Origin of the sequence: Streptomyces sp. NBC_00878 (genome assembly GCF_026341515.1) — a bacterium.
Taxonomy (GTDB): domain Bacteria; phylum Actinomycetota; class Actinomycetes; order Streptomycetales; family Streptomycetaceae; genus Streptomyces.
Genome location: NZ_JAPEOK010000001.1, coordinates 7,673,154 through 7,693,644, shown reverse-complemented (window position 1 = coordinate 7,693,644; position 20,491 = coordinate 7,673,154). Strand labels below are relative to the sequence as shown.

At 67.9% G+C, this 20,491-nt stretch carries 15 protein-coding genes, 1 tRNA gene and 6 pseudogenes; 6 read left to right on the top strand and 16 right to left on the bottom strand.

Annotated elements, in window-relative coordinates; translation table 11 throughout:
* Positions 1-84: 84 nt before the first annotated feature.
* Together OHA11_RS33310 and OHA11_RS33305 are read right to left on the bottom strand one after the other, a co-directional pair.
* On the bottom strand, positions 85-810 hold the full coding sequence (locus OHA11_RS33310) for a bifunctional 2-polyprenyl-6-hydroxyphenol methylase/3-demethylubiquinol 3-O-methyltransferase UbiG (RefSeq protein ID WP_266502700.1): 726 nt from the start codon (positions 808-810) through the stop codon (positions 85-87).
* A gap of 109 nt (positions 811-919) precedes the next feature.
* Positions 920-1,030 (bottom strand): annotated as a pseudogene (locus OHA11_RS33305) (dihydrofolate reductase); the annotation flags it as partial.
* A gap of 222 nt (positions 1,031-1,252) precedes the next feature.
* Between OHA11_RS33305 and OHA11_RS33300 the strand changes: the two are divergent.
* Positions 1,253-1,516: a hypothetical protein gene (locus tag OHA11_RS33300; RefSeq protein WP_266502699.1), complete on the top strand. Its 264-nt coding sequence runs from the start codon at positions 1,253-1,255 to the stop codon at positions 1,514-1,516.
* 107 nt (positions 1,517-1,623) lie between these two features.
* Here OHA11_RS33300 and OHA11_RS33295 read toward each other — a convergent pair.
* The 7 genes and pseudogenes from OHA11_RS33295 to OHA11_RS33265 all read right to left on the bottom strand — a co-directional run.
* Positions 1,624-1,896 (bottom strand): annotated as a pseudogene (locus OHA11_RS33295) (DUF4265 domain-containing protein); the annotation flags it as partial.
* Between the two features lie 303 nt (positions 1,897-2,199).
* The gene (locus OHA11_RS33290; protein WP_266502698.1) at positions 2,200-2,769 is read right to left on the bottom strand and encodes a hypothetical protein; all 570 of its coding nucleotides are present in this window, start codon (positions 2,767-2,769) and stop codon (positions 2,200-2,202) included.
* Between the two features lie 700 nt (positions 2,770-3,469).
* Entirely contained in the window at positions 3,470-3,643 is a 174-nt protein-coding gene (locus tag OHA11_RS33285) for a hypothetical protein (protein ID WP_266502697.1), read from the bottom strand.
* Positions 3,644-4,869: 1,226 nt separating this feature from the next.
* Positions 4,870-6,261: pseudogene (locus tag OHA11_RS33280) on the bottom strand (ISKra4 family transposase); the annotation flags it as partial.
* Between the two features lie 139 nt (positions 6,262-6,400).
* Positions 6,401-7,048 (bottom strand): hypothetical protein, encoded by a 648-nt coding sequence (locus tag OHA11_RS33275; protein ID WP_266502695.1) that lies wholly within the window; start codon positions 7,046-7,048, stop codon positions 6,401-6,403.
* Between the two features lie 400 nt (positions 7,049-7,448).
* Positions 7,449-7,982: an RICIN domain-containing protein gene (locus tag OHA11_RS33270; protein ID WP_266502693.1), complete on the bottom strand. Its 534-nt coding sequence runs from the start codon at positions 7,980-7,982 to the stop codon at positions 7,449-7,451.
* A 197-nt stretch (positions 7,983-8,179) separates the two neighbouring features.
* Positions 8,180-8,698 carry an RICIN domain-containing protein gene (locus tag OHA11_RS33265; protein WP_266502692.1) on the bottom strand — a complete coding sequence of 173 codons (519 nt, stop codon included), beginning with the start codon at positions 8,696-8,698 and terminating at the stop codon, positions 8,180-8,182.
* 278 nt (positions 8,699-8,976) lie between these two features.
* Here OHA11_RS33265 and OHA11_RS33260 point away from each other — a divergent pair, with 278 nt between their 5' ends.
* The 3 genes from OHA11_RS33260 to OHA11_RS33250 all read left to right on the top strand — a co-directional run bounded on the left by OHA11_RS33260 (position 8,977) and on the right by OHA11_RS33250 (position 11,991).
* The gene (locus OHA11_RS33260; RefSeq protein ID WP_266507628.1) at positions 8,977-10,137 is read left to right on the top strand and encodes a sensor histidine kinase; all 1,161 of its coding nucleotides are present in this window, start codon (positions 8,977-8,979) and stop codon (positions 10,135-10,137) included.
* Positions 10,134-10,802, top strand: a complete 669-nt coding sequence (locus OHA11_RS33255) for a response regulator transcription factor (protein ID WP_266502691.1) — start codon at positions 10,134-10,136, stop codon at positions 10,800-10,802. Before OHA11_RS33260 ends, OHA11_RS33255 begins: the two co-directional genes overlap by 4 nt.
* A gap of 328 nt (positions 10,803-11,130) precedes the next feature.
* Positions 11,131-11,991, top strand: coding sequence for an aminoglycoside phosphotransferase family protein (locus tag OHA11_RS33250; RefSeq protein ID WP_266507626.1), 861 nt, complete (start codon positions 11,131-11,133; stop codon positions 11,989-11,991).
* Between the two features lie 184 nt (positions 11,992-12,175).
* Here OHA11_RS33250 and OHA11_RS33245 read toward each other — a convergent pair whose 3' ends face one another.
* From OHA11_RS33245 to OHA11_RS33230, 4 genes and pseudogenes are all read right to left on the bottom strand, one after another.
* On the bottom strand, positions 12,176-12,820 hold the full coding sequence (locus tag OHA11_RS33245; RefSeq protein ID WP_266502690.1) for a TniQ family protein: 645 nt from the start codon (positions 12,818-12,820) through the stop codon (positions 12,176-12,178).
* Positions 12,817-13,859: pseudogene (locus OHA11_RS33240) on the bottom strand (TniB family NTP-binding protein). The gene OHA11_RS33245 and the pseudogene OHA11_RS33240 overlap by 4 nt, the downstream one beginning before the upstream one ends.
* Positions 13,844-15,908: pseudogene (locus OHA11_RS33235) on the bottom strand (Mu transposase C-terminal domain-containing protein). Before OHA11_RS33235 ends, OHA11_RS33240 begins: the two co-directional pseudogenes overlap by 16 nt.
* A pseudogene (locus tag OHA11_RS33230) lies at positions 15,896-16,683 on the bottom strand (TnsA-like heteromeric transposase endonuclease subunit). Before OHA11_RS33230 ends, OHA11_RS33235 begins: the two co-directional pseudogenes overlap by 13 nt.
* A gap of 130 nt (positions 16,684-16,813) precedes the next feature.
* Here OHA11_RS33230 and OHA11_RS33225 point away from each other — a divergent pair.
* On the top strand, positions 16,814-17,161 hold the full coding sequence (locus OHA11_RS33225; RefSeq protein WP_266502688.1) for a hypothetical protein: 348 nt from the start codon (positions 16,814-16,816) through the stop codon (positions 17,159-17,161).
* Between the two features lie 42 nt (positions 17,162-17,203).
* On the opposite strand, the gene OHA11_RS33220 is transcribed toward OHA11_RS33225, so the two are convergent.
* On the bottom strand, positions 17,204-18,628 hold the full coding sequence (locus OHA11_RS33220; protein WP_266502687.1) for a Tat pathway signal sequence domain protein: 1,425 nt from the start codon (positions 18,626-18,628) through the stop codon (positions 17,204-17,206).
* 328 nt (positions 18,629-18,956) lie between these two features.
* On the opposite strand from OHA11_RS33220, the gene OHA11_RS33215 reads away from it, so the two are divergent.
* The gene (locus OHA11_RS33215; protein WP_266502685.1) at positions 18,957-19,121 is read left to right on the top strand and encodes a hypothetical protein; all 165 of its coding nucleotides are present in this window, start codon (positions 18,957-18,959) and stop codon (positions 19,119-19,121) included.
* Here the strand turns inward: OHA11_RS33215 and OHA11_RS33210 are convergent.
* Both OHA11_RS33210 and OHA11_RS33205 read right to left on the bottom strand, forming a co-directional pair.
* Positions 19,115-19,468, bottom strand: coding sequence for a VOC family protein (locus OHA11_RS33210; protein ID WP_266502684.1), 354 nt, complete (start codon positions 19,466-19,468; stop codon positions 19,115-19,117). The genes OHA11_RS33215 and OHA11_RS33210 overlap by 7 nt on opposite strands.
* Before the next feature lie 667 nt (positions 19,469-20,135).
* A tRNA-Val gene (locus OHA11_RS33205) sits at positions 20,136-20,207 on the bottom strand.
* Positions 20,208-20,491: the final 284 nt, after the last annotated feature.

Below are 20,491 nucleotides of genomic sequence, written 5' to 3'. Positions count from 1 at the left end.
CGACTTCAGTTGTCCCCTGCCACCAGTCCTTGAGCGTGTGCCATCGAAGTTCGAGTGGCGTGGATCAAGGGCGATCACGGGCGATCATGGGCGTCGTGCGAGGAAGACGAACTCCTTGCCTGGCCGGTCGGGCGCATCGCGCACGTCCTCGACCACGTACCCGTGCGCGACCAAGTCCCTTTCGACGTCCTGCTTCTCACGGAAGCGCAACGTAGAGTCCGACGTCAGCACCTGCCCATCCGCGGCGAACACGTAAGTGCACCGGAATGTCACCAGGGGCCAACTCACTTCGACCAGCTCGTCCCAGCTCTCGACGGCACCAACGCCTGGAATCTCCGTCACGCTGTGGGAGCTCTCGCGGTTCCACTCCTCCCAGACGCGCCTCGCCGGATCGCGGGTCTCGAACACGAGATGCCCGCCAGGCCGCAGTGCTTCGTAGGCTCCCCGCAACGTCATCTGCCACGTCTGCGGATCAGCGATGGCCTGCGCAACGTTCCCGGTCATCGTCGCCAGGTCAACCCGCAGTGGCGGGAGGCCCGCCGCATCACCACAGATCCAGCGCACTCGCTCACTGCCCGGTTTGGCCAGAGCGACGTCGATGGACGCCTGGGCGGGATCGACGCCGACGACCTCCATCCCGCGGTCAGCCAGGAGAAGCGCGAACACCCCTGTGCCGCAGCCGATGTCCAGCACTCGACGCGCCCTGAACTCTTCCGTCATCCGGAGGTACGCGCCGAGATCGCCGCGGTCGGGGTCGAGCGGATCATAGATCGCGGCGAGTCGTGGATGCCCAAAGCATTCGTCAGCCATGCGGTCGAATTTTTACAGAGCCGGCCCCGACCAGCTACTGGATTTTGCCGGGCACTGCTGTCCGGGGTTCTCGGGCGATCCAGCGCACGCGGGCTCCACCGGTGAACAGCGGGGCTCCGCCGGTGAACAGTGGTGCCCCCGCGCCCAGTACGACGGGCGTGAGGTGCAGCGTCAGCATGCCGACCAGCCCGGCGTCGAACGCCGATCCGATCGTGGCGCCGCACGACGACGAATGCGGGCTTGCCGACCTCGCCGGCGCCGTAGCCGGATGTGTCGTGCCCTCTTGCTCCAGCGACGATGAGGCGGCTCGTCGGGCGAAACGCGTCGGGAGCGCCCGCAGGCCCCTCCCCGCGGGCTCGACATGCGAGCAGGCGCCCGCCGGGCCATCGTGGGCGTATGGGCGAAACACCCTTCGCCGCCACCTCCACCTCGGGAGGGCAACATGCAGCAGTACGACATAACAGACGCCCAGAAGAAGGCTTTCGAAGAAAACGAGGCCGACTTCCGCAGATTCGACGACCAAGTACGCGGCATCCGGGAAACCGCCCGAGCGCGGCTGGCGAACAACAACTGGGAGCCCGACCCCAACGGCGCCATCCCCTGTCTGTCCTGCCCGTGCCCCAGCTTCCAGCACGGCGGCCCGCAGGGAACATGCAAACGAGTCAGCTGCAGGCACTCATTCGGCAACCACGACCTGCCCATCTGAAAGCTGACGCAGGACAATCCGTCCCGCGACGGCGAAGATCGAGCGCAGGCCATCGAAGGTCGATCACGGGGACTTCAGCGCCTGTAGGAGTCAGGCGTGGGGCTGCACCCCAGGGGGCCGGAAGGAATGGGCACGACGCGAATCGTGCAGTTACCGGCAGAACTAACCCGCCCGACAGCCCAGTTCAGCCCGTCGGAGTCGGCCTGGAACCGTACGGCGTCACCCTCGGCCACGCCGTCCTGAAGGAACGGAACGTTCCGAACTCTGGCAGCATCGGCACTGAGCCGAGTCGCCCACAGGCCCTCCGTGTCCTGCTGGAACCCGCCCTCGCGCGGGACGAACCGGAACCACACCTTGATCTTCTCGACCGCGTTCTCCATGGCGGCAATCACGCGCGGAACGCCCACAGCACCTGCACCATGCCCGAGCCGGGCAGTCAGCTGTCACTGTCCGAACACGGCCAGTGATCACCTCCGGTGGAAACGATCATGGTTCAGCGGCACGGGACGACAGTGACACGGGTGTCCTGTGACATCGAATCTTGAGTAGTGTCAGCGAACTTTGATGGATGCGAGTCCGTGTCGTCGAAGTTTGAGGGGCAGACGAAGTGGCTGGCCACAGCGTTGAATCGTCGCTGTCGGACGTCAGCAGGATCGGCCGTCAGGCGCTGAGCGGCGCCCTCGTCAGGTGGTCTCATCCTGGGCATCGCTGTAGTCGGTCAGTCGCAGGAGTTGCTGGACGGCAACGACGCCGACGAGGTCGGGGCTGTCGTAGGGGCAGTCGAGGGCTTCGCGGAAGACGGCCGAGGACGCGATCAAGGTGAAGGCGGCTCCGGATACGCCGTATACCTGGACGTCGCGGACGCGCAGGACGGCGTGTGCGTGGCGCAGGGGCGGGCACTGGCGCAGGGCCAGGCCGGCACAGGGCCGGCAGACGGGCGGATAGGTGGTGATGATCCCGTTGCCGTCGTCGTCGGGGAGCCGGCCCGGCACCGTTGGGAGAAGCCACAGGACGCCGTCGGTGTTCTCGTCGGGTTCCTGGCCGCAGATCTGGCACAGCAGATGCAGCATGGCGTGACGCTGCCGCGCGGAGTGGATCTTCCCGAAGAGCGGGTACCCCTCATGGGGTGCGTGTGCCTGGCGTGCCCACAGCGCACCATGGGCGTCCCGGTCGGCTGGTGTCTCGCTGCGGTAGGCGACGCGCCCGGCATGGGCGATCACGTCTGCCATGTCCGGGAAGGGCTCGCGGGTCATCCGCGCGATGAATGGGCGGACCAGCTGCGCCCCTCCCGGCATGGACACCTCAGCGGGCCTGTCCCGGAGGCGGCGGAGGAGGCGTCACGGGCGCATCCGGCGAACAGTAGGTTTCGGGCCTGCCCAGGATGGTGTCGGTGAGACGTGAGACGCTCGTCGTGACCTTGCCCACCGCCTGGGTGTTTGCAGCGGCAGGCCTTCGGTAGTCACCGAGGATGCCCCGGATCAAGTCGCCGGCACTCCCCGTGACTTTGCCGACGAAGCTGGTCGGGCCAACTGTCTGGCAGATCGCTGCGCGAGGCGCTGCGGCGACCTCCGGGGTAGCGGCAGCGGCGGGGATCTGGGCGGCTCCCACCGCCCCCATCGCTCCGAGAACCGGTAGCGCCATTTGTGCGGCCAGTCTGGCCCTCATCGCTGTCGTGTGCTCCACTCGCGTCCCTTTCACCGTCATTGCCACCGGGCTGAAGCAGGGCCCACGTTCGACGCGAACCGGTTTCGGCCCAGGCGGTGCCGCCAGGATCGGCGGCGCGCCGCACGGCAAACGCCAACCTCCCGGACCAGGACACGCCGGTGACTGCTTTGTCGGGCCTCAGCGTTCATGACCGCCGCAACGGCCCTGATCCCAGGTCCTGTCGATCAAACTTCGATGACACACGCTCAAAGTTCGCTGGGTGCGGCTCTGTCTGAGTGAGTTCCCGCGTCAGGCTTGAAGTGCGTATATGTGCTGGTCGGGTGAGGGATGGAGCTGTTCGTGCTCTTTCCGCGTGTGGAAGATCCAGCAGTCGGGGAAGTCGCCGTTGCTGATGACGGTGCGGAGGGTGAGGACGGCTTCGGCGCCGGGGACGGTCCACCTGCTGCCGGTAATCTCGAACATAGCGCGCCTCTGACTGCGAGGAAGCACCCGCCGGGGCGCCGCTGCTGAGGGCGAGGATCTCGGGGCGTGGGCGACCGCTCAGCGGCTCGGGTGGGACAAGCTCCTGCCCGCCCAGCAGTGGCTCCTCGACAGTGCCCTTGGGCTGCAACCGGCAGGCGAGGACGAACAGCCCGCCAAACGCACCCAGGGCGACAAGTGGGCGGCCAACCTCGCCGCCGCCCGGCAGTTCCATGCCGTGAGGGCCACCTGACGGTGCCCCGAAAGCACGTCGAGCACGTGGACAGGCAGAGATCGAACTCGGCGGCCTCCGCGACAACACCCGCCGCCGGGCGGCCAGGCTCACCCCCCAACGCCGCGCAGACCTCGACCAGCTCGGCATGCGCTGGTAGACGACCGCCGAAGAACGTTGATGTGCCCCGCAGTGCGGGGCACATCGCGTCTTGCAAGGGCCGCGCTGTCCCCGGCTGGGGTCGTGCGGCCGGTGAAAGGCCCGGCGCTCCGTCCCTTGACGACGGTCCCGACCACCCGCAGGTCAGGGTGGGTTGGCCTCAGACCGCCCGGAGGAGGTAACTGGTGCCGAGTCCGCTGGTGGAGCAGACGATGGTGCTCGAGATTGCGGTGTAAGTGAAGCCCCGTGGGACAGTGCAGGCCCACAGGCCTGTCCTGGGCAGCACCACGTTATAGAGCGGGGCAAAACCGCTGGTTGAGCAGGTCGTGGTGTTCGAAACCGAGGTGTAGGTGTAGCCGGACGGAACCGTACAGGACAAATAGGCGGCGGACACGTCCGACGAAGGCGAAGCCGACACTTCAGCCGCCGTAGCCGGTGCCTGGGCAGTGCCCGCGGCGCTAGCGACCCCTGCCATACAGACCTGGAGCAGAAGCCCGCAGACCAGAGCGACAACGGCCAGCATGGCCCCGCGCAGCCGGGTTATCTGTAGCCTCATCTGTTCTCCCTCCCGATGGCCGTCTCCGTGGTGGACGGCTACCAGGAAAAGCCTCCTTCACAGCAGATACTCACGTCTTCGTCATTTCCAGTGAAAACCCCGTTCCATGGGTATGCCATTTCACCCAGATTGACAAGAGGAGTCAGATCGCGGTGGGTAGACGGAGACGCGCGGAGGCCCGCCGACGCGCGAGCCCCCGGCACCCGATCCCCTGAGGCGCGTCCGTACGCCCGCCCCGCCCCTTCCTCTTCGGGCGCGGCTCTGTCCGAGTGAGTTCCCGCGTCAGGCTTGAAGTGCGTATATGTGCTGGTCGGGTGAGGGATGGAGCTGTTCGTGCTCTTGCTGCGTGTGGAAGATCCAGCAGTCGGGGAAGTCGCCGTTGCTGATGACGGTGCGGAGGGTGAGGACGGCTTCGGCGCCGGGGACGGTCCACCTGCTGCCGGTGATGTCGAGTCTGTCGGCGACCAGATGGCGTGCTGCTCCTTCGACGGCGCCGCTGGCGATCGGCCAGCCCGCTGCCAGGGCCTGGTCGTAGTGGACGAAGCCGGCGTTGTTCTCGAGGTAACGGCACGCTTTGTCAGCAGCGGCGCGCTGGTCGTCGCTGAGGCGGTGGCGGTCGGCTTCGGCGCGGATGTCGCGGGCAGCGCCGGGGGCGTCGCCGGCCAGGATCCGGGCGGCCTTCGCACCGACCCAGTCCTCGGTGGCGGGATCGGTGGCGGTGTGGAAACACCGCGAGGCCGCCCACAACTTCTCGATCACGTGAACGATGTCGAGGACGACATGGACCGTGACATTGCGGCGGGCGGCCTCAGCCTGGATCAACTCCCGCTGGTGGGTGGCGCCGTCGACCAGCACCACCCAGGTCCGGTGGTGTTCGGGATCGCGGGCCTCGGCCTGGTCGAGCGCGGCAGCGATGACCGTTTCGGCGTCCTCGCGCACGGAAGCGGTGAGCCATTTCGCCCGCGCGATGGGTCCTTTGCGGACGGTGCGGTGTCCGGTGCGGCCGCCGGGCGGAGCGATGATGTCGTACGGGCGGGGGATCGCGGGCTCGGCGTCGTGGACGACGGCGAGGGTGGCCATCCTTTTGCGGCAGGACTTCTCTCCGGTCGACAGCCGGGTGCGGAAGGCGTGCCGGGCCTTGGCGGCGGCCTTCGCGGTGGCCTCGCGCAAGTGGCCCGGGCGCATCACGATTCCCTTCTGGTCGACACTGATCACCAGCAGTGTCCCGGCCGGGGCCGGGTGGGCAGTGCGGGCCGTATAGAACGCGGCGACGTCCACGGCTGCGGCCCGCACCAGATCCTCCACCTGGCGTTTGCCCGCCACCCGGCCCCCGCAGCTGCGGTCGATTGCTTCCAGCGCGGTGTCGTAGGAACCGCGGGCCGCATCGAGGACCGCGAGGCGGCGCAGTCCCAGACTGTGCCGCCCGTGGGGCAGGCGCAGCATGGCGTCGGCGGGGTAGAGGTTGGTCATGCCCGCGCCGCGCAGAGCGCATCGGGTCACGGTCACCGGCCCCAGCACGGTGGCCAGTTGCCGCCGGTGGCCCTTCTCCAGCCTGCTCCGGCCGCCGGCGAGCGCAGCCCGCTCCTGCGGACCGAGGGTGGACAGGTGGTCTGCCTCGTGGCGGGCCCGCCACTCGAGATGGGCCTGCAGGAGCAGTCGCCCCAGTTCCCGGGAGCCCGCTTCGAGTCGGCCTCGGCCTGTTCATGTGTCGCGGTGAGTGCTTCGGGGCTGGAGAGGCGGGCGGCCAGGGAAGTGAGGGAAGAAAACACGCGGGCAAAGGGGTCAGCCGCCGCGGCCGTTTCATACGCTGCGTTCATCGGGCTCTCGTCCTCGGACAGTGGCGATCTGGTTGGCACCATCGACGCCAGGGACGAGAGCCCGGCCCCACACCGGCGCGACGCCGCTCACCGGCCGCGGCTTCCCGCTCCGGCGCACCCGCGCCCGCCCTCCGCGCACCACCCCACGCGAACAGGCCCGGCTCGTCCTCGGCCAGCCAGCCCCGCTCCACCAGCCGTTTCAGCTTCGAACGGAACCCCTCCACCTTGTTCTTGTCCGTCGACAGCCCCAGCGCGGCGCACAAATGATGCGCCGGCATCGGATGCACCGCGTCCTGCATCACCTCGACGACGTCCCGGTACGAGCGCGGCAGCACATCCGCCTCAACCCCCGGCTCCCACTGCGGCACCAGCCGCACCCCGACCGGCGATCCCGCCCCGCTCCGGTCCACCGACACCGGGACTTCCCCCGCGGCCTCGTCCACGGACACCGTCACCGCCCCCTCGCCGGACAGGATCTCCGTCATCGTCTCCCGGGTGATCTCCAGCCGGGACAGCACAGCCTCCCGCTCGGCAAGACGACCAGCCAACTCCTCCATCCGCAAGCGAAGTTCACTGATCTCGGCCCGGGCAGCCGCCTCCCGCCGCTCGATCTCCTCCAGCCACGACACCATCGCCGCCTCCAAGACCACGTCTCAGGACACGACGATCCGCCGTCCGCGCACGCACGGCAACGGCGCACGGCATCACCAGCTCACTGAGGAAGAGCCGCACCCAAGTTCGCTGGCACAGAACAAACCCGCTGACCTGTCGCAGTGAAGGTTGAGTGATTCTCACCGGGGGTTGAGTGACTGGTCGCTGATTCCGTCGTCTCGTCGGCCCCGAGGCGTCCTTCGTCTACCGCGGCGCGGTAGACGAGATCGGCCATGTCCTGGGCTGCGGCGGGCGGAGTACATCGTCGTCACCGACCACGGCGGCCGCTCCGACCTGGAGACCACGGCGTGAGTGGCCTCTCTCCACCGCCCGACAACGAGGGCCAGCGAGCATCGACTCGCCAGCACCGGCCGCGGTCGTCGCGCGGCGATCTTACGGCCTGTTCCAGGTGAACGACTCGTTGTTCGCTGCGGTGTTGCAGGTGTACTGGATCAGATCGCCGCCGATGGCGGTCGAGTTGCCTTTGACGTTCAGGCACTTGCCGCTGTGCCGGTTGTACAGCAGGTAATAGTCCAAATCCCCGGCCGAGAAGTTCCTGATCGGCAGCCAATTGTCGTTGAGCGTGGGGTTACCGCACGCCTGCGTGACTATCTTGGCCGAGTTGGCGGTCGACGATCCGCTCACAGCAAGGCACTTGCCACCGTTGCGGTAAGAGATCCGGTAGTAGCCCGCGTTGATTGTCTGGAAGTTCCAGTCGCGATCCACGCGGGACTCGCAGAGGGTTTGCTCGACCACGACGCCGCTTGCCGAAGAGTAGTTGGTCGGGTGGATACAGAGGTCACTTGTGTACGGCTGCATCACCCATGGGCCGCTGACCTCGGCGACAGCCGGGCTAGCGGTGCCCAGCAGCGTCGCCGCGATGACGGCGAGAGCGGCCACCAGGCCAGATATGGCCTTACGAATCAAGAGAATCGCCTTCCTTGTTTTTATGTTGCGGACGCTGGCGCGCGGCGACGGTGACGTCGTTATCCGGCAGCGTCGGGTGGTTGACGGGGCACGCCACGGGGGAAGGTGGGGCATCCGATGGTCACGCCGGCCCCTTCCGGCCGCGCGCACCGTCGGTCTCCCGTCGGCCGACGAGGATGGCCGTCAGCGCCGGACAGTCATACCCGCCGGGTCCACTGCTGATAAGCCGAGTTGCGGTTGCACGTCTTCAGCAACGGGGAAAAGTCCCTTCCGGCCGGGTTGGAACTCAGGCACAGGTGCAGGCCCTGGTGTCTCCACGCTCCCCAACTCTTGAAGGTTCGCGTGCCGTTGCTGTTGTAGAACACTTCCCACAGCTGGTAGTTGCCAGTGTTGCAGCTGATGTTGAACAAATAGTCATTGTTGACACCGGCGTGGCTGTCCAGGCAGCGGTTGTAACGGATGTTTCTGAGCTTCACCACGTCGTTCGACGTGCCGGATTGCGGCCGCGACTCAACCTCCCAGTCCTGCTCCGAAGAATTGTCGCAGGGCCACAAAGCTAGGGGGCCTGTGTCAAGACTGCGGCCCTCGAGACACTCCCCATAGGCCTTGTCGGCGTAGGCGGGATACGTCACCGCTTGCGCCGGCGTTGCGGTGGCAAGGCCGCTGCCCAGGGCGAGGGCGGCCGTGGCCAGGGCGATGCGCTTGCGTATGGCCATGCTGGCTCCTTCCAGACGCGGGCTGGGTCCCCCCGTTGGGTCCCCCGAGTAGCCCGCGGGCTGTGGCGGCTCCGTTGGTCGGGCGGTGCCGCTGTGTCATGACCGTAGGGGCGGCGGCGTGGCTGCCGCGTCCCGTGGTGGGTGGAAGTCCCACCCCACCATGCGCGGTAGCCACGCGGAGCCTGCAACTTTCGCGGTAGTGGTTCCGGCAACTTCCGTGGTACCGCGGAAGGTTGACGCCGCCGCACGTGTGCCGCCGATACGCTGCGGCGATGCGCATGCGGACGCCCCGGCCGATCGTCGTCGACACGTTGATGGCGCTGGTCATGGTCTGCGTGGCCGTCCGGCTGGGACGGGAGTCGGTGGCGCGGGGCTGGCCGGAACTCGACACGCGGGCCTATGTGCTGCTGGCCCTGGCGCATGTGCCCCTCGCCCTGCGGCGCAGGGCACCGCTGGCGGTCTTCGCAGCCGTGCAGTGCGCAGGCGTCGCCTTCGTCAGCCTCGGGTACTGGCCGCTGTTGTCGGTGTTCGGCTCTGCGCTCGTCCTGTACACGGTGGCGTCGATGTGCACGGCAAGGATCGCCATCGGCTGCGCGGCCGTGTCGACCGCCAAATGGGTGTACGGCGGTGTGGTCAGCGACAGCCGGTCCGCTGGACTGGCCGTGACCGAGGCGCTGCTGTGCTGCGCCGTGCTGGTGTGGTTCGGAATGCTGGCCCGCCGCTCCCGCGAACTCGCCCGGCAGCTGCGCCTCGAGCAGGCCGAACGGGCCCGCCGTGAGGTCGCCGCCGAACGCGGGCGGATAGCGCGGGAGCTGCACGACGTGGTCGCGCACCACATGTCGGTGATCTCGGTGCAGGCGGGCCTGGCCCGGTTCGTCCTCGACTCCGATACCGCGACGGCCCGGGGCGCGCTCAGCACCATCGAGGACACCAGCACGGAGGCCCTGGAGGAGTTGCGGCGCATGCTCCACGTCCTGCGGGAAAACGACCTGGGCGGCTCCGATTCAGCGGCCCCCATGCCGACCCTGGCCCGCCTCGACGATCTGGTCGAACGCGTCCGGGCCGCAGGCGTCCTGGTCGAACTGAGCGTCGAGGGCACCGTGCGCCCCCTTCCGCCCGGCGTCGAGCTGTGCGCGTACCGCGTCGTCCAGGAAGCCCTGACCAACGTCCTCAAACACACCCGCAACGCCGATGCCCAGGTGCGGTTGCACTACCGGCAGCACCACCTGACGGTCAGCGTCACCAACGACGGTGAGGAGGTGATTTCGGACAACGTCCCGACGGGTACCGGACACGGCTTGATCGGTATGCGGGAGCGCACCAAGCTCTACGGCGGGACGATCAGCGTCGGCCCACGCGCCGAGGGGGGCTTCGCGGTCAGCCTGACCCTGCCGACGTCGACGACTGGCGCACGGTGGGGAGAGGAGCGTACGAGATGACGAGAGTCCTCGTCGTCGACGACCAGTTCCTCATCCGCGCCGGGCTCGTCGGTCTCCTCAACGCCGTACCCGGCTTCGAGGTCGTCGGAGAGGCGGGCGACGGCGAGGAGGCGGTGCAGGTGGCCGCCAAGATGCGGCCCGACGTGATCCTGATGGACATCCGCATGCCCGGCATGAACGGCATCGAGGCCACCGAGCGCATCCTCGCGGACGCGGCCGACCCCGCGCCCCGGGTGCTGGTCCTGACCACCTTCGACCTCGACGAGTACGTGTACGGAGCATTGCGTGCCGGGGCGTCCGGCTTCCTGCTCAAGGACTCAGGCCCCGAGCGACTGCTGGCAGCCGTGACCGCGGTCGGGGGCGGCGACGCGCTCTTCGCGCCCAGCGTGACTCGGCGGCTGGTCGAAGCATTCGCCCACCAGGCCAGGTCCGCCTCCGCTGCCCAACCCCCGCCGGGCCTCGGCACGTTGACATCCCGCGAGGTCGAAGTCCTCAAGCTCATCGCGCGCGGCCTGTCCAACCCGGAGATCGCCGACCGGCTCTCCATCAGCGAAGCCACGGTCAAGACCCACCTCAACCGCACCATGACCAAACTGGATCTGAACAGCCGGGCCCAGGCGGTCGTGATCGCGTACGAGACGGGACTGGTTACACCGGGAGGATAGGCGTGCCACGCGGTACGCGACCGCAGACGCTGCCGGTTGTGCCGCACCGGGTGCCTTTGTCGCCCTCGTACCTGCGGGACGCGTGTACCGGTTCCCCCACCGTCGCCCAGACACCAGGTCTCAGCAGCCACTCAACCTTCGGTGAGAAAACCTAGCGGTCACCAACCTTCGGTGACAACGCTCAACCTTCGCTGCGACAGGTCACCCGTGTTCTGTGACAACGAACATTGAGCGTGTGCCATCGAAGGTTGAGTGGCCTGGGTCACTGTGCCGAGCCACGCTGGTTGGCATTGCCCTCGCTCATCTATGCCAAAATTCGAGGGTGGAGATGACCGACGTCACGCGTGCGATCGCGGCTGCGACTTCGGTCGCCGCATCGCTCGACCTGCCAGCCAACGACGCAATCGTTCTCCACAACTCGAACAAGCTGGCACTGCGGCTGACGCCATGCAACGTCTTTGCCCGGGTCGCCCCTGTGGGACAAGAGGTTGCACAGTTCGAAGTCGAGCTCGCTCAGCGGCTCGCCGAGGTCGGATGCCCGGTGTGTCCCTTGGAGCCTCGGGCGGACCCGCGTGTGTACGCGCGCGATGGCTTCGCAGTGACGCTGTGGACCTACTACGAGCCCGTGACACCTCACACCTCACCAGTCGACTACGCCAAGGCGCTGGAGCAGTTGCACGCCGGCATGCGCAAGGTCGATGTGCCGAGCCCAAGGTTCACGGACCGGATCACGGAGGCGGAAGAAGTTGTCGCCGAGCCGGATCGCTCGCCGGAGCTCGCTGACGCGGACCGCGTGTTCCTCAGCGGCAGGCTGGCAAGCCTGCGACGAGCGATCGAGGACCGCGGCGCGGTGGAGCAGCTGCTCCACGGCGAGCCGCATCCGGGCAATGTGCTCAGCACGAAGAACGGTCCGTTGTTCATCGACCTTGAGACGTGCTGCCGTGGACCCGTCGAGTTCGATCTCGCCCATGTTCCCGAGGCGGTCTGCGAGCACTACCCAAGCGTTGACCAAGGGCTGCTGGACGAGTGCCGGCAGCTCGTTATCGCGATGGTCGCCGCGTGGCGTTGGGAGCTTGGTGACCAGTTTCCGAATGGGAGGCGATTCGGAGAGGAATTCCTGCGCTTGCTGCGCGAGGGTCCTCCTTGGCCGACACTCGACACAGTGACCAAGCGACTGGACGGTCTGTAGAAATCGCCGAAGGTCGCATGGAAGCGGCAAGGAACCAAGCGACGAGACTGTCGCCGTTACGGCCCCATGCGCGCCGGCCTCGCTGACGCGCTGAGCCATGGCGCCGGTGCCAACAAACGCGGCAAATCATTACAGGTGCCAAGAATCTTGGCCAGACGGTGCCAACTATCGCGGCCCGGCACAGTCACTCATATTCGCTGGATTCAGCTGACTGAGGTTCTCGGGCGAGGGTGATGTAGAGCGCCGTGATGGTGGTCAGGGGAATCCAGGAGTCGTGCTTGTCGAGGAAGTAGCGCCATGTCTCCGTGGCGGTCAGACCCTGTGAGTAGTGGGTCTTGATTCTGCGGTAGTTGTCCTCCGTCATGAAGGCCCGTGCCGGGGGGTTGGGATCGGGGAAGCGCGGGCTGAGGATCCTCTTGAGGCCCCAGAGCGGGATCTGCCAGCTATTGGCGATCTGTCGCAGGCCGGCCTTGTTCCAGCGGGCGTCCTGTTTGATCAACCCTGCCATGTCGAAACCGTCACTCCTCAAGGCGACGCGGCGCCGGAGTCGGAGGTCGTCCTTCGTCCAGACAGGGAGATGCGCCGGTTCGGCATCCGCGAGGGTGATGGCCAGGACGTCTGTCGAACGGCCGCAGATTTTCGCGAGACGGACCAGGGCTGGCCTGTGGCCGGTCTTGTGTGGTGGCGGCGCCAGGTGTCGGACCAGCTCGCTGGGCTTGAGATGGTTGGCTCGCGCGAGGCGCTCGATGTAACTGACGGTCGTCTCACCGAGCCGGGAGCGGACGTCAACGGGCAGAGGAGCGAGCGGGATCTGCAAGTACTCGTTCACCGACGGGCCCCGGTGGCGGTGCGGGAGAAGGACTGCGCGGAGTGGTCCAGTGGGACCGCGGCGAGCGACTTCTTGGTGATGGTCTCGGTGCCGGTGAGGATGGCGTCGATCGCGGCGCCCCGGATGGCGTGGGACAGGGCGCCGATCATGCCGCCGGTTCGGTCATGCAGGTAACGGTCCAGGCTGGTGAGGGTGCCGGGCTGGTGTCGGTGCAGGAGCAGGGTGCTCTCCAGCGTGGCGACCAGGCCCTTCCATTCCGTGTTGTAGGGGAACGGGGCCGTGGGGATGAGGGTGAAGCGGCCCGCGATCTGCTGCCCGCGGGTTCCCGACAGCAGGGTGGAGTGCTCGATGTCGATGCCGGCGTAGATGAACGTCGCCGGGATCCGCTCGGAGAAGTACTTCAGGGTGTCGGCGACTTCCGCGCCGGTGCGGCTGGTGAGCGAGATGTTGTGGAGTTCGTCGACCAGGACCAGACCGGTGCGGGTGTCGGTGCAGACACCGACGACGGCCTCGATGAGATCGGTGATGTTGGAGCTGCGCCGGACCGGCAGGCCGAGGAAGCGGGCGAACTCGGCGGCGACCATGCGGGCGGTCGCGGCGGGCGGGACCGTGATGTAGACGACCGGGATCCGGCCGATGACCGTCGGATGCCGGGCCTGGTCCAGGAGTTCGTGGGCTCGCCCGAGCTGGGTGATGGCGATGGTCTTGCCGGTGCCGGCGGGACCGGAGACGATCAGCCCGCGGCGGGCGCTGATCGCGTGTTTGTTGAGCAGGACCAGGCGACGGTGTGCCGGACCGTGGACGTGGCGACCACGCGCAGTCGGGCGTGGTGGTCGAGCCGTTCGCCGTCGTAGAGCTCCCGCTGGAGCGGCTCCATCTGTTCGTACTCGTCCTCGCTCAACAGCGCCGGCGGGGCGGGAGGTTCGGCGGTGAAGCGGCGCCATCCCTGCCGGGTGGTCAGCTGGCATCCGGCCTGATCGTCTGCCGTGTTCACGGCGGCGTCGGGTATGTGGCCGGGAGAGATCACGTGCGTCTCCATGGATCTTCGAGCGAGTTGAACAGTCCCAGGGGGATCACCTCGGCAAGCGGTTCGGTGTCCTCGCCTGGTTCGTCTGGGTCGGCGGCCGCGGGCGCGGGTGGGGCGGCGGGTGTGCTGGGGCCGGCGGCGCGGGTGCGGGCGGCGACCCGCTTGTCCCGGGCGGCCCGTTTCGGTTTGGCCGGCCGGTCGGGGCCTGCGTGGGCCCTGGCCAGCAGGGCGGCGACCGCGTCGGCGATCTCCGCCTCGGTCGCCTCGGGCAGGCCCTGGGCGGCGTGGTCCCAGGCCAGTTCGCCGAAGGGGACCGGAACCCGGTGCAGGTGCTTCCAGGTGGCCTCGATCCAGCCGCTGCCCACGTGGTGGTTGCGCACCCAGATCCGGGCGACGTCGTAGGGGTCGTGGTGGACCTCCCACAACCCCTTCTTCTCCCTGACGCCTGAGTGCTGGCGCCGCAGTCCGGCCAGGGCCGGGCTGTCGTAGGTGCGGCGCTTGATCTTGATGCCGTAGTCGTTGACCGCCCGCCAGAGCGAGGGCAGCAGCTCGACGTAGTCGTCACCGGACAGCGCGACCGGGACGTAGCCGCAGGTTTCGACGAGCGCGGCGTACTTCTCGTTGGGGGTGAACGACCGGTCGGGTGTGGCCGGGTCGCGCAGGCCGTCGTGCGGGCGGTTCTGCCACTTCGCGACGATCCACTCGTCCAGCAGCTCCTGCAGTTCCAGCAGGGACCACAACGGCTCCTTGTCCAGGTTCCGGCCGCGGTGCTCGGTGCTGCGGCCGGTGAAGCCGGGCAGGAACTGGGTGAACAGGGTGCCCACGGAGCCGAGCGTCTTCTCGATGTGCCCCTTCTCGAAGGGCGAGCCCTTGTGCGCGGGCTGGAGATCGATCTGCAGGAAGCGGCAGGACGCGAGGAAGTTGCGCGACATGAACGCCTTGCCGTGGTCGCAGACGATCATCTCGGGGACGATCACCGGCCGGGCGGCGGCATGCTCCAGGCGCTCGTCCAGGGGCAGCAGCCGGCGGTGCGGGAGCACCGAGCGGGACATGCGCAGGGCATCGACCCAGCCCGGCCGCATCAGCTCCGGGGTGACCGTGCGGGCCAGCAGCACGCTGGCGTCGACCGCCTTCGTCGTGGGACGCAGCACGGCCGCGGTCACCGTCCTCGTCGCGACGTCGACCATGCCGGTCAGCTCGACCTTGCCCGCCACTCCGTCGTCCAGGCGCACCAGCACATCCAGCGGCGTGGAGTCGATCTGCATCACCTCACCCGGCGCGAACGCCGGCAGCTCACCGAACGGCGCGGCTGCCCCGTGCGCCCGCGACCTGCGCGTCGTTGCCGATCCCGTCGTGTGAGTGCCGGTGGTGAGCTTGTCCAGCAGCCGGTAGAGCGTGCGACGCGAGGGCAGCTTCGCCTCCCCGCCGTCCTCGCTGGCCTGGAGGATCTGCTCGGTCCGCCAGAGCAGGAACGTGCCGGTGCGGGTCGAGGCGTCGGTCGCCTCTTTGATCGCCTGGCGCATCGCGGCGACCACCGCGTCATCCACCGTGCCGTACTTCGGCGTCTTGCGGACCGGCCGGTGATCGGCGAGCCCCATCACCCCGTCCTTCTCGTAGCGGCGCCGCCGGTTCGCGACCGTGCCCGCGGTCACCTTGTGCCCCGCAGCAGTGAGTTCGACCGCCTTCGCCCGTTCCCGCGCGGTCAGCGAACGAGACAGGGCGTACTGCGGCTTCGGCTCCGTGCCCGGTGCAGCATCCGGCAGCAGCCCGTGGAGCACCTCCAGGATGTGTCCCTCCCACCACACACAGGGCCTTCTCCAACGCGGCCTGCGGCAGAGTCTCGAGCAAGGACACGGGCGGGAGCGGCATCCGGCCCGAACTGTCCACGACCTCGAAGCCTTCGCCAGCGAACAGCACCGCCGGCGGAACAGCCCGCGGCGTGCCGCCCATGTCCGACAGAGTGACCGACCTGCCCGAGACCGCCAGAACCAGCCGGACCTGCCCGTCGAACCGGACCCGTTCCCCGACAGCGAGGCCCTCCGGCCGAGTCAGACGTCCCATCGAGGCCCCCTCGCTGCCGCGTGGACCACGGAGTCGGAACCCAGCAGCCGCGTACTCACGTCCGTCACCAGGGCGCCGGACCACAGCAGATGGAACAGCACCGGCAGCACCATCAGCGGATCACCCACCTTCGCGGCCCCGGCCGCAACGGGCCTGGCTCGGTGAAGACCTCCAGCAGCTCAGTGGCGACGTACCGACGCAGGCACCGTGTCCTGCGGTAACGCGACAGCCACCGCATGTTCGCCATCAGCACCGGATCAGGGACCCCCGCCCGTTCGAACTCCCAGTCCACCGCCCGGCAGGCTCTCCCCGTCGCCGCAAACGCCTCAGCTGCCGCCTCATCAACACGATCCGCGGCCCGGACGTCCACCACCCGGCCCCGCCCGTCCGCAAGACGAACGAAGTAGTCGGGAGCATGCCGACGCCGACGCTGGCCGTCGTGCCAGTGCAGCCAGAACGGCTGCGACGCGATCCCCGTCACCCGCGGATCGGCATCCAGCAGGATCAGCCGGTCCCGCTCCAGCCACGACTCGTAGCCGATGTGCCCGCCGGTCGTCGCGCAGAAGTACCAGCCCGCGAAGCTCTCCCCGCCCCTGGGCCAACGGAACGGACGCACCGGTGCCGCACGCTCGAAGCGCACGCCCCAGCAGGCCGCAAGCGACCGCCGAACCTGTACGCCGTCCTCCAGGAACCCCAGCTCAAACGCACCAAGATCCGGATCCGCGTACGCACCCGCGAGCTGCCCCGCCGCCGCCCCTGACCACCCGCACTCCATACCGATCAAACTTCGATGGCACGAACTTACTAATGATCAACCTTCGATGGCACGGGACAACGGGACAACATTCGCGCGAAGTCCCTCGATGAACTCGCATCCCAAAATCGAACAGGCGTAGCATTAGCGCGTGGCTGCGACCTATGACTTCCCGAGTGACCTCCTGGCCGGTCAGGAGGAGCTGCATCAGGTCCGGGCCGAGCTTCTGGCCCTCCTGAAGCGGCTCCCCTGGTCGGTCGAGCCCCTGGACGGCTTCAGTGACGACCACGGCTGGCGCAAGGTGGAGCGCCCCGCCTCCCCCGGCTGGACGGCCGACGAACAGGCGGAGGTGGAGAAACTCCGCGAGCGCGAGCGCGAACTGGCGGTCTTCGTGACCTGCCACCGCTTCTGGTCGGAGGTCACGACCGCGGAAAAGGTGAACGCCCGGATGACCCTCAAGCACGCATGGCAGGGGGAGGAGGGCCACCCCTCCCCCTGAGACTGACGTACGGACGCGGCAGCCGACGTACAGGCGCCGCCGTCAGGCCCGCAACGGATTGGTGCGCGTAGCCGCCAGCAGATACCAGGCGGTCGCCCCCACATGCCGGTACGGGTAGTAGCCGAAGCCGAATCCGGTGTCGAGCGGGCTGCTGGCCGAGACGACACCGGAGCGCGCGGGAAGCGCCTTGGCGCCGACGGTCTGGCCGGCGCCGAGCAGGTCCTGGGCCCGCTCGATGGAGTCGACGAGCCGCCGGGCACGCGCCTCGTCACGAGCCCCGCCCCGGTCCCGCAGGGCGAGCGCGAGATGAGCGGTCCCCTCGAACCACACACCGTTGCGGTCGGGCTTGGGCTGGAACTCGGCGATCGGGACGTCCTCGTTGGCCACCAGACTGGCAGAGCTGAAGGTGACCCCTTCGTACGACTGGCCGGCGGGCACGGCGCTGTTCCGCCGCCCGGCGTGGTCGAGGACGGCCAACTCGGCGGCAGCCCAGTCCAACGACCGGGAGTAAGAGTGGGAGTACGAGTGGGAGTACGAGGGGAAATCCTCGCCGTCGAGGGCGAGATGGGTCCAGGTCTGGGTGTCCTCGGGGATCGGGGACTTGTTGACCGTCACCCCGTCATTGGTACCGGTATAGAAGAAACCCCCGGACGGCTCCCACATCTTCTTGACGAAGGCTTCGGCCCGCGCACGCCGCTCCCGCCATACCCGGTCCCCGGTGAGCAGGGCGAGCCGTCCGAACAGGCAGACCAGATCGGTGTTGTGCTCGGTAGAGGTGAAGGGCAACTTCTCGTCGGCGCCATTGACCCCGAACTTGTAGCCGCCAAGCGGTTCGTCAGTCCGCCCGACCCGCTCGATCCACACCCCGATCCGCACGGCACCATCGAGAAAGCGGCGGACACCGGTCCGCCGGGCGAGGGCGCTCAACGCGATACCCGCCCAGGCCATGTCCCCCACGGCCGTACCCGTGAACCCGAACTGCGTGCCGACATTGGCGGTGCCGTCGGCCCGTACGAAGCCGTCCGGTTGCAGCGAGCCGTCGAAGAAGGTGTACGGCCCGACGTTGTAGGCCTGCCGCAGCCTGCCGTCGTCGTACGCCGGGTCATGGGCCTGGGCGTAGAGCAGCGCGTCACCGAGCGCGACGGCTCTGGCCCGGCCATCGGCGGTACGGGTCGCCAGATGGGCCAGGATCGCCATAGCGTTGTCGTACGTGAACGCCGTACTGAACAGCCCTGCCTGGTCGCTGTAGCTCTGCGCAAGGCGAATGCTGCCGTGATCGGGATAGCCGTCCATGGCGGCGGCAAGAAAGCCGTGCCCGCGCCGCCACGCGGACGAACTCCCCACGCTCCCGGCGGCGTACGCCGATCCGGAGCCGACCGCGCTGAACACGGCGGCTCCGATACCGATGCCGAGTCCGCTGCCGATGAGCGTACGACGACTGAACGCCGGGCCTTGCCTGCCGATCATGGCTCTCCCTGGAAAGGTACGGAGCGAAAGTGCGGGCGTACACAAGAGCGCACATACGCCCGTACGCCCGCGATCCCGTACTCCCGTAACTTCCGTAACTTCCGTACGCGCGGACGAACATGCGAGGCGCACCCATCCTGAGAGCGCTCTCAGGAGTGCGCGCTCATTGTGCTGGTGCACGGGGACAGGGTCAACGCCCCTGACAGGAGGGCCCGTTGGGACGGGTAAGCGCGCGGGAACAGGCCACGCGCCTCAGACACATCCGGCTGCATCCGGCACATCTGCTACATCCGAACGGAACGATGGCTCGGCCAAGCCAAGTAGGGCCGTGGACCTGAACCGTGCGAACGCCGACGGGTACCAGGGCGGCGGCCAGTTCAGGGAGTACGGCAGTTCAGGGAGCACGGCAGTTCAGGGAGTACGGCAGTTCAGGGCGTACGGCAGTGCCGAGACCGGCGGCGGCGACAAGGCCAAGCCGTTTGAGCCCTACTGACTCCGCTGTCCAAGGACACAGAACTCGTTGCCTTCAGGGTCTGCCAAGACGACCCACGATTGATCACCCTGGCCGATATCAACACGCTGCGCGCCATGAGCCACCAGACGGGCCACCTCGGCGTCCTGGTCATCAGGCCTGAAGTCGAGATGCAGTCGGCTCTTGGCCTTCTTGCTCTCCTCAACCCGGACGAAGTCCAACCCCGGCAGGCGATCCGGCTCCGGACGGATCTCGAACTCATCATCGGAGGAGTAGACGACAACCCAACCAAGAGCCTCGGCCCACCACTGCCCCAAGGCCGCGGGATCCACCGAGTGGACAATTACCTGTTCCCATTCCAAGGTCATCCGCAGAGCTTAGACCGGCCAGTGCTTCGAACAACAGGCGCTCAGATCCCGCGAACCCGCTGCTTTCACCGAGGGGGTCTTTCGTCGTGCCCGCAGTCCGGATCACCCAGTGAGACCGTTCGCCGGGGGGATCTTGAGGGATGCCCCGAGTGGGATGATCCCCAGCTCCACGGTGTCCATGCCGATCGTGCCCGCGAGGCCATGCCGCCTCCCTTGGTCTGGGGCCTGTCGCCACCAGGCTCGGCCTGGCGTGGGAGCGCCTGGACAGCCGCTTCTACGAACTCGGTCTGGACGAGGCGGCGCTCGCCATCTTGGACCTCGTTCTGTCGATAGCCGGGATCATGCACCGGACGAGCCTCGTGCGCGTCATGGATCTCGACGAGCGCCGTACGGCGATCATCCTGCGGGCCATGATCCGGCTGTCCGGCTGCGACACCCTCGCGGTGGGCACGCGGACATGAGGCTCTCGCAGAGGAGCTACGCCGTCCTCGTCCTGCTGGGCGCTGTAGGTGGCCTGTACCCGCAGTTCATTTCCCCGTTCGAGCGATCGGAAGCACAAGATCGCCGGGGGTTGTGGACTTTTCATGGAATCTGATCACGCAGAGCGGCCCCTCGGAGATCACTCCGAGGGGCCGCTCTGCTGCGTTGAGCTGCTACTCAAACCCGGTGGGCGCGGACGGTTTCGAACCGCCGACATCCGCCTTGTAAGGGCGGCGCTCTACCACTGAGCTACGCGCCCGGGACGAGTCGACAGCCTACATTGCCCGGGGCGGTGCCCCGCAAACCCGTTCCGGCGGCGGAAGCCGGGCTTGGACGCCGGTCCCGGTGGTTGCGCCCCTCCCTCTGATGCGGGGGTTTACCCCACCCCCGATCCGGGAGCGGCCCGGATCCCCCGGTCGGCCCCGGATCCGTACGGTCGAAGAGTGTCCGGGCCACATCGTGGGGTCGAGGGCGTTCGAATCAGGGGGAGTCCTTTCATGAGTAGTCTTCAGCGTCCTTCGAGCAGTCATGCCGGGTCTGCAA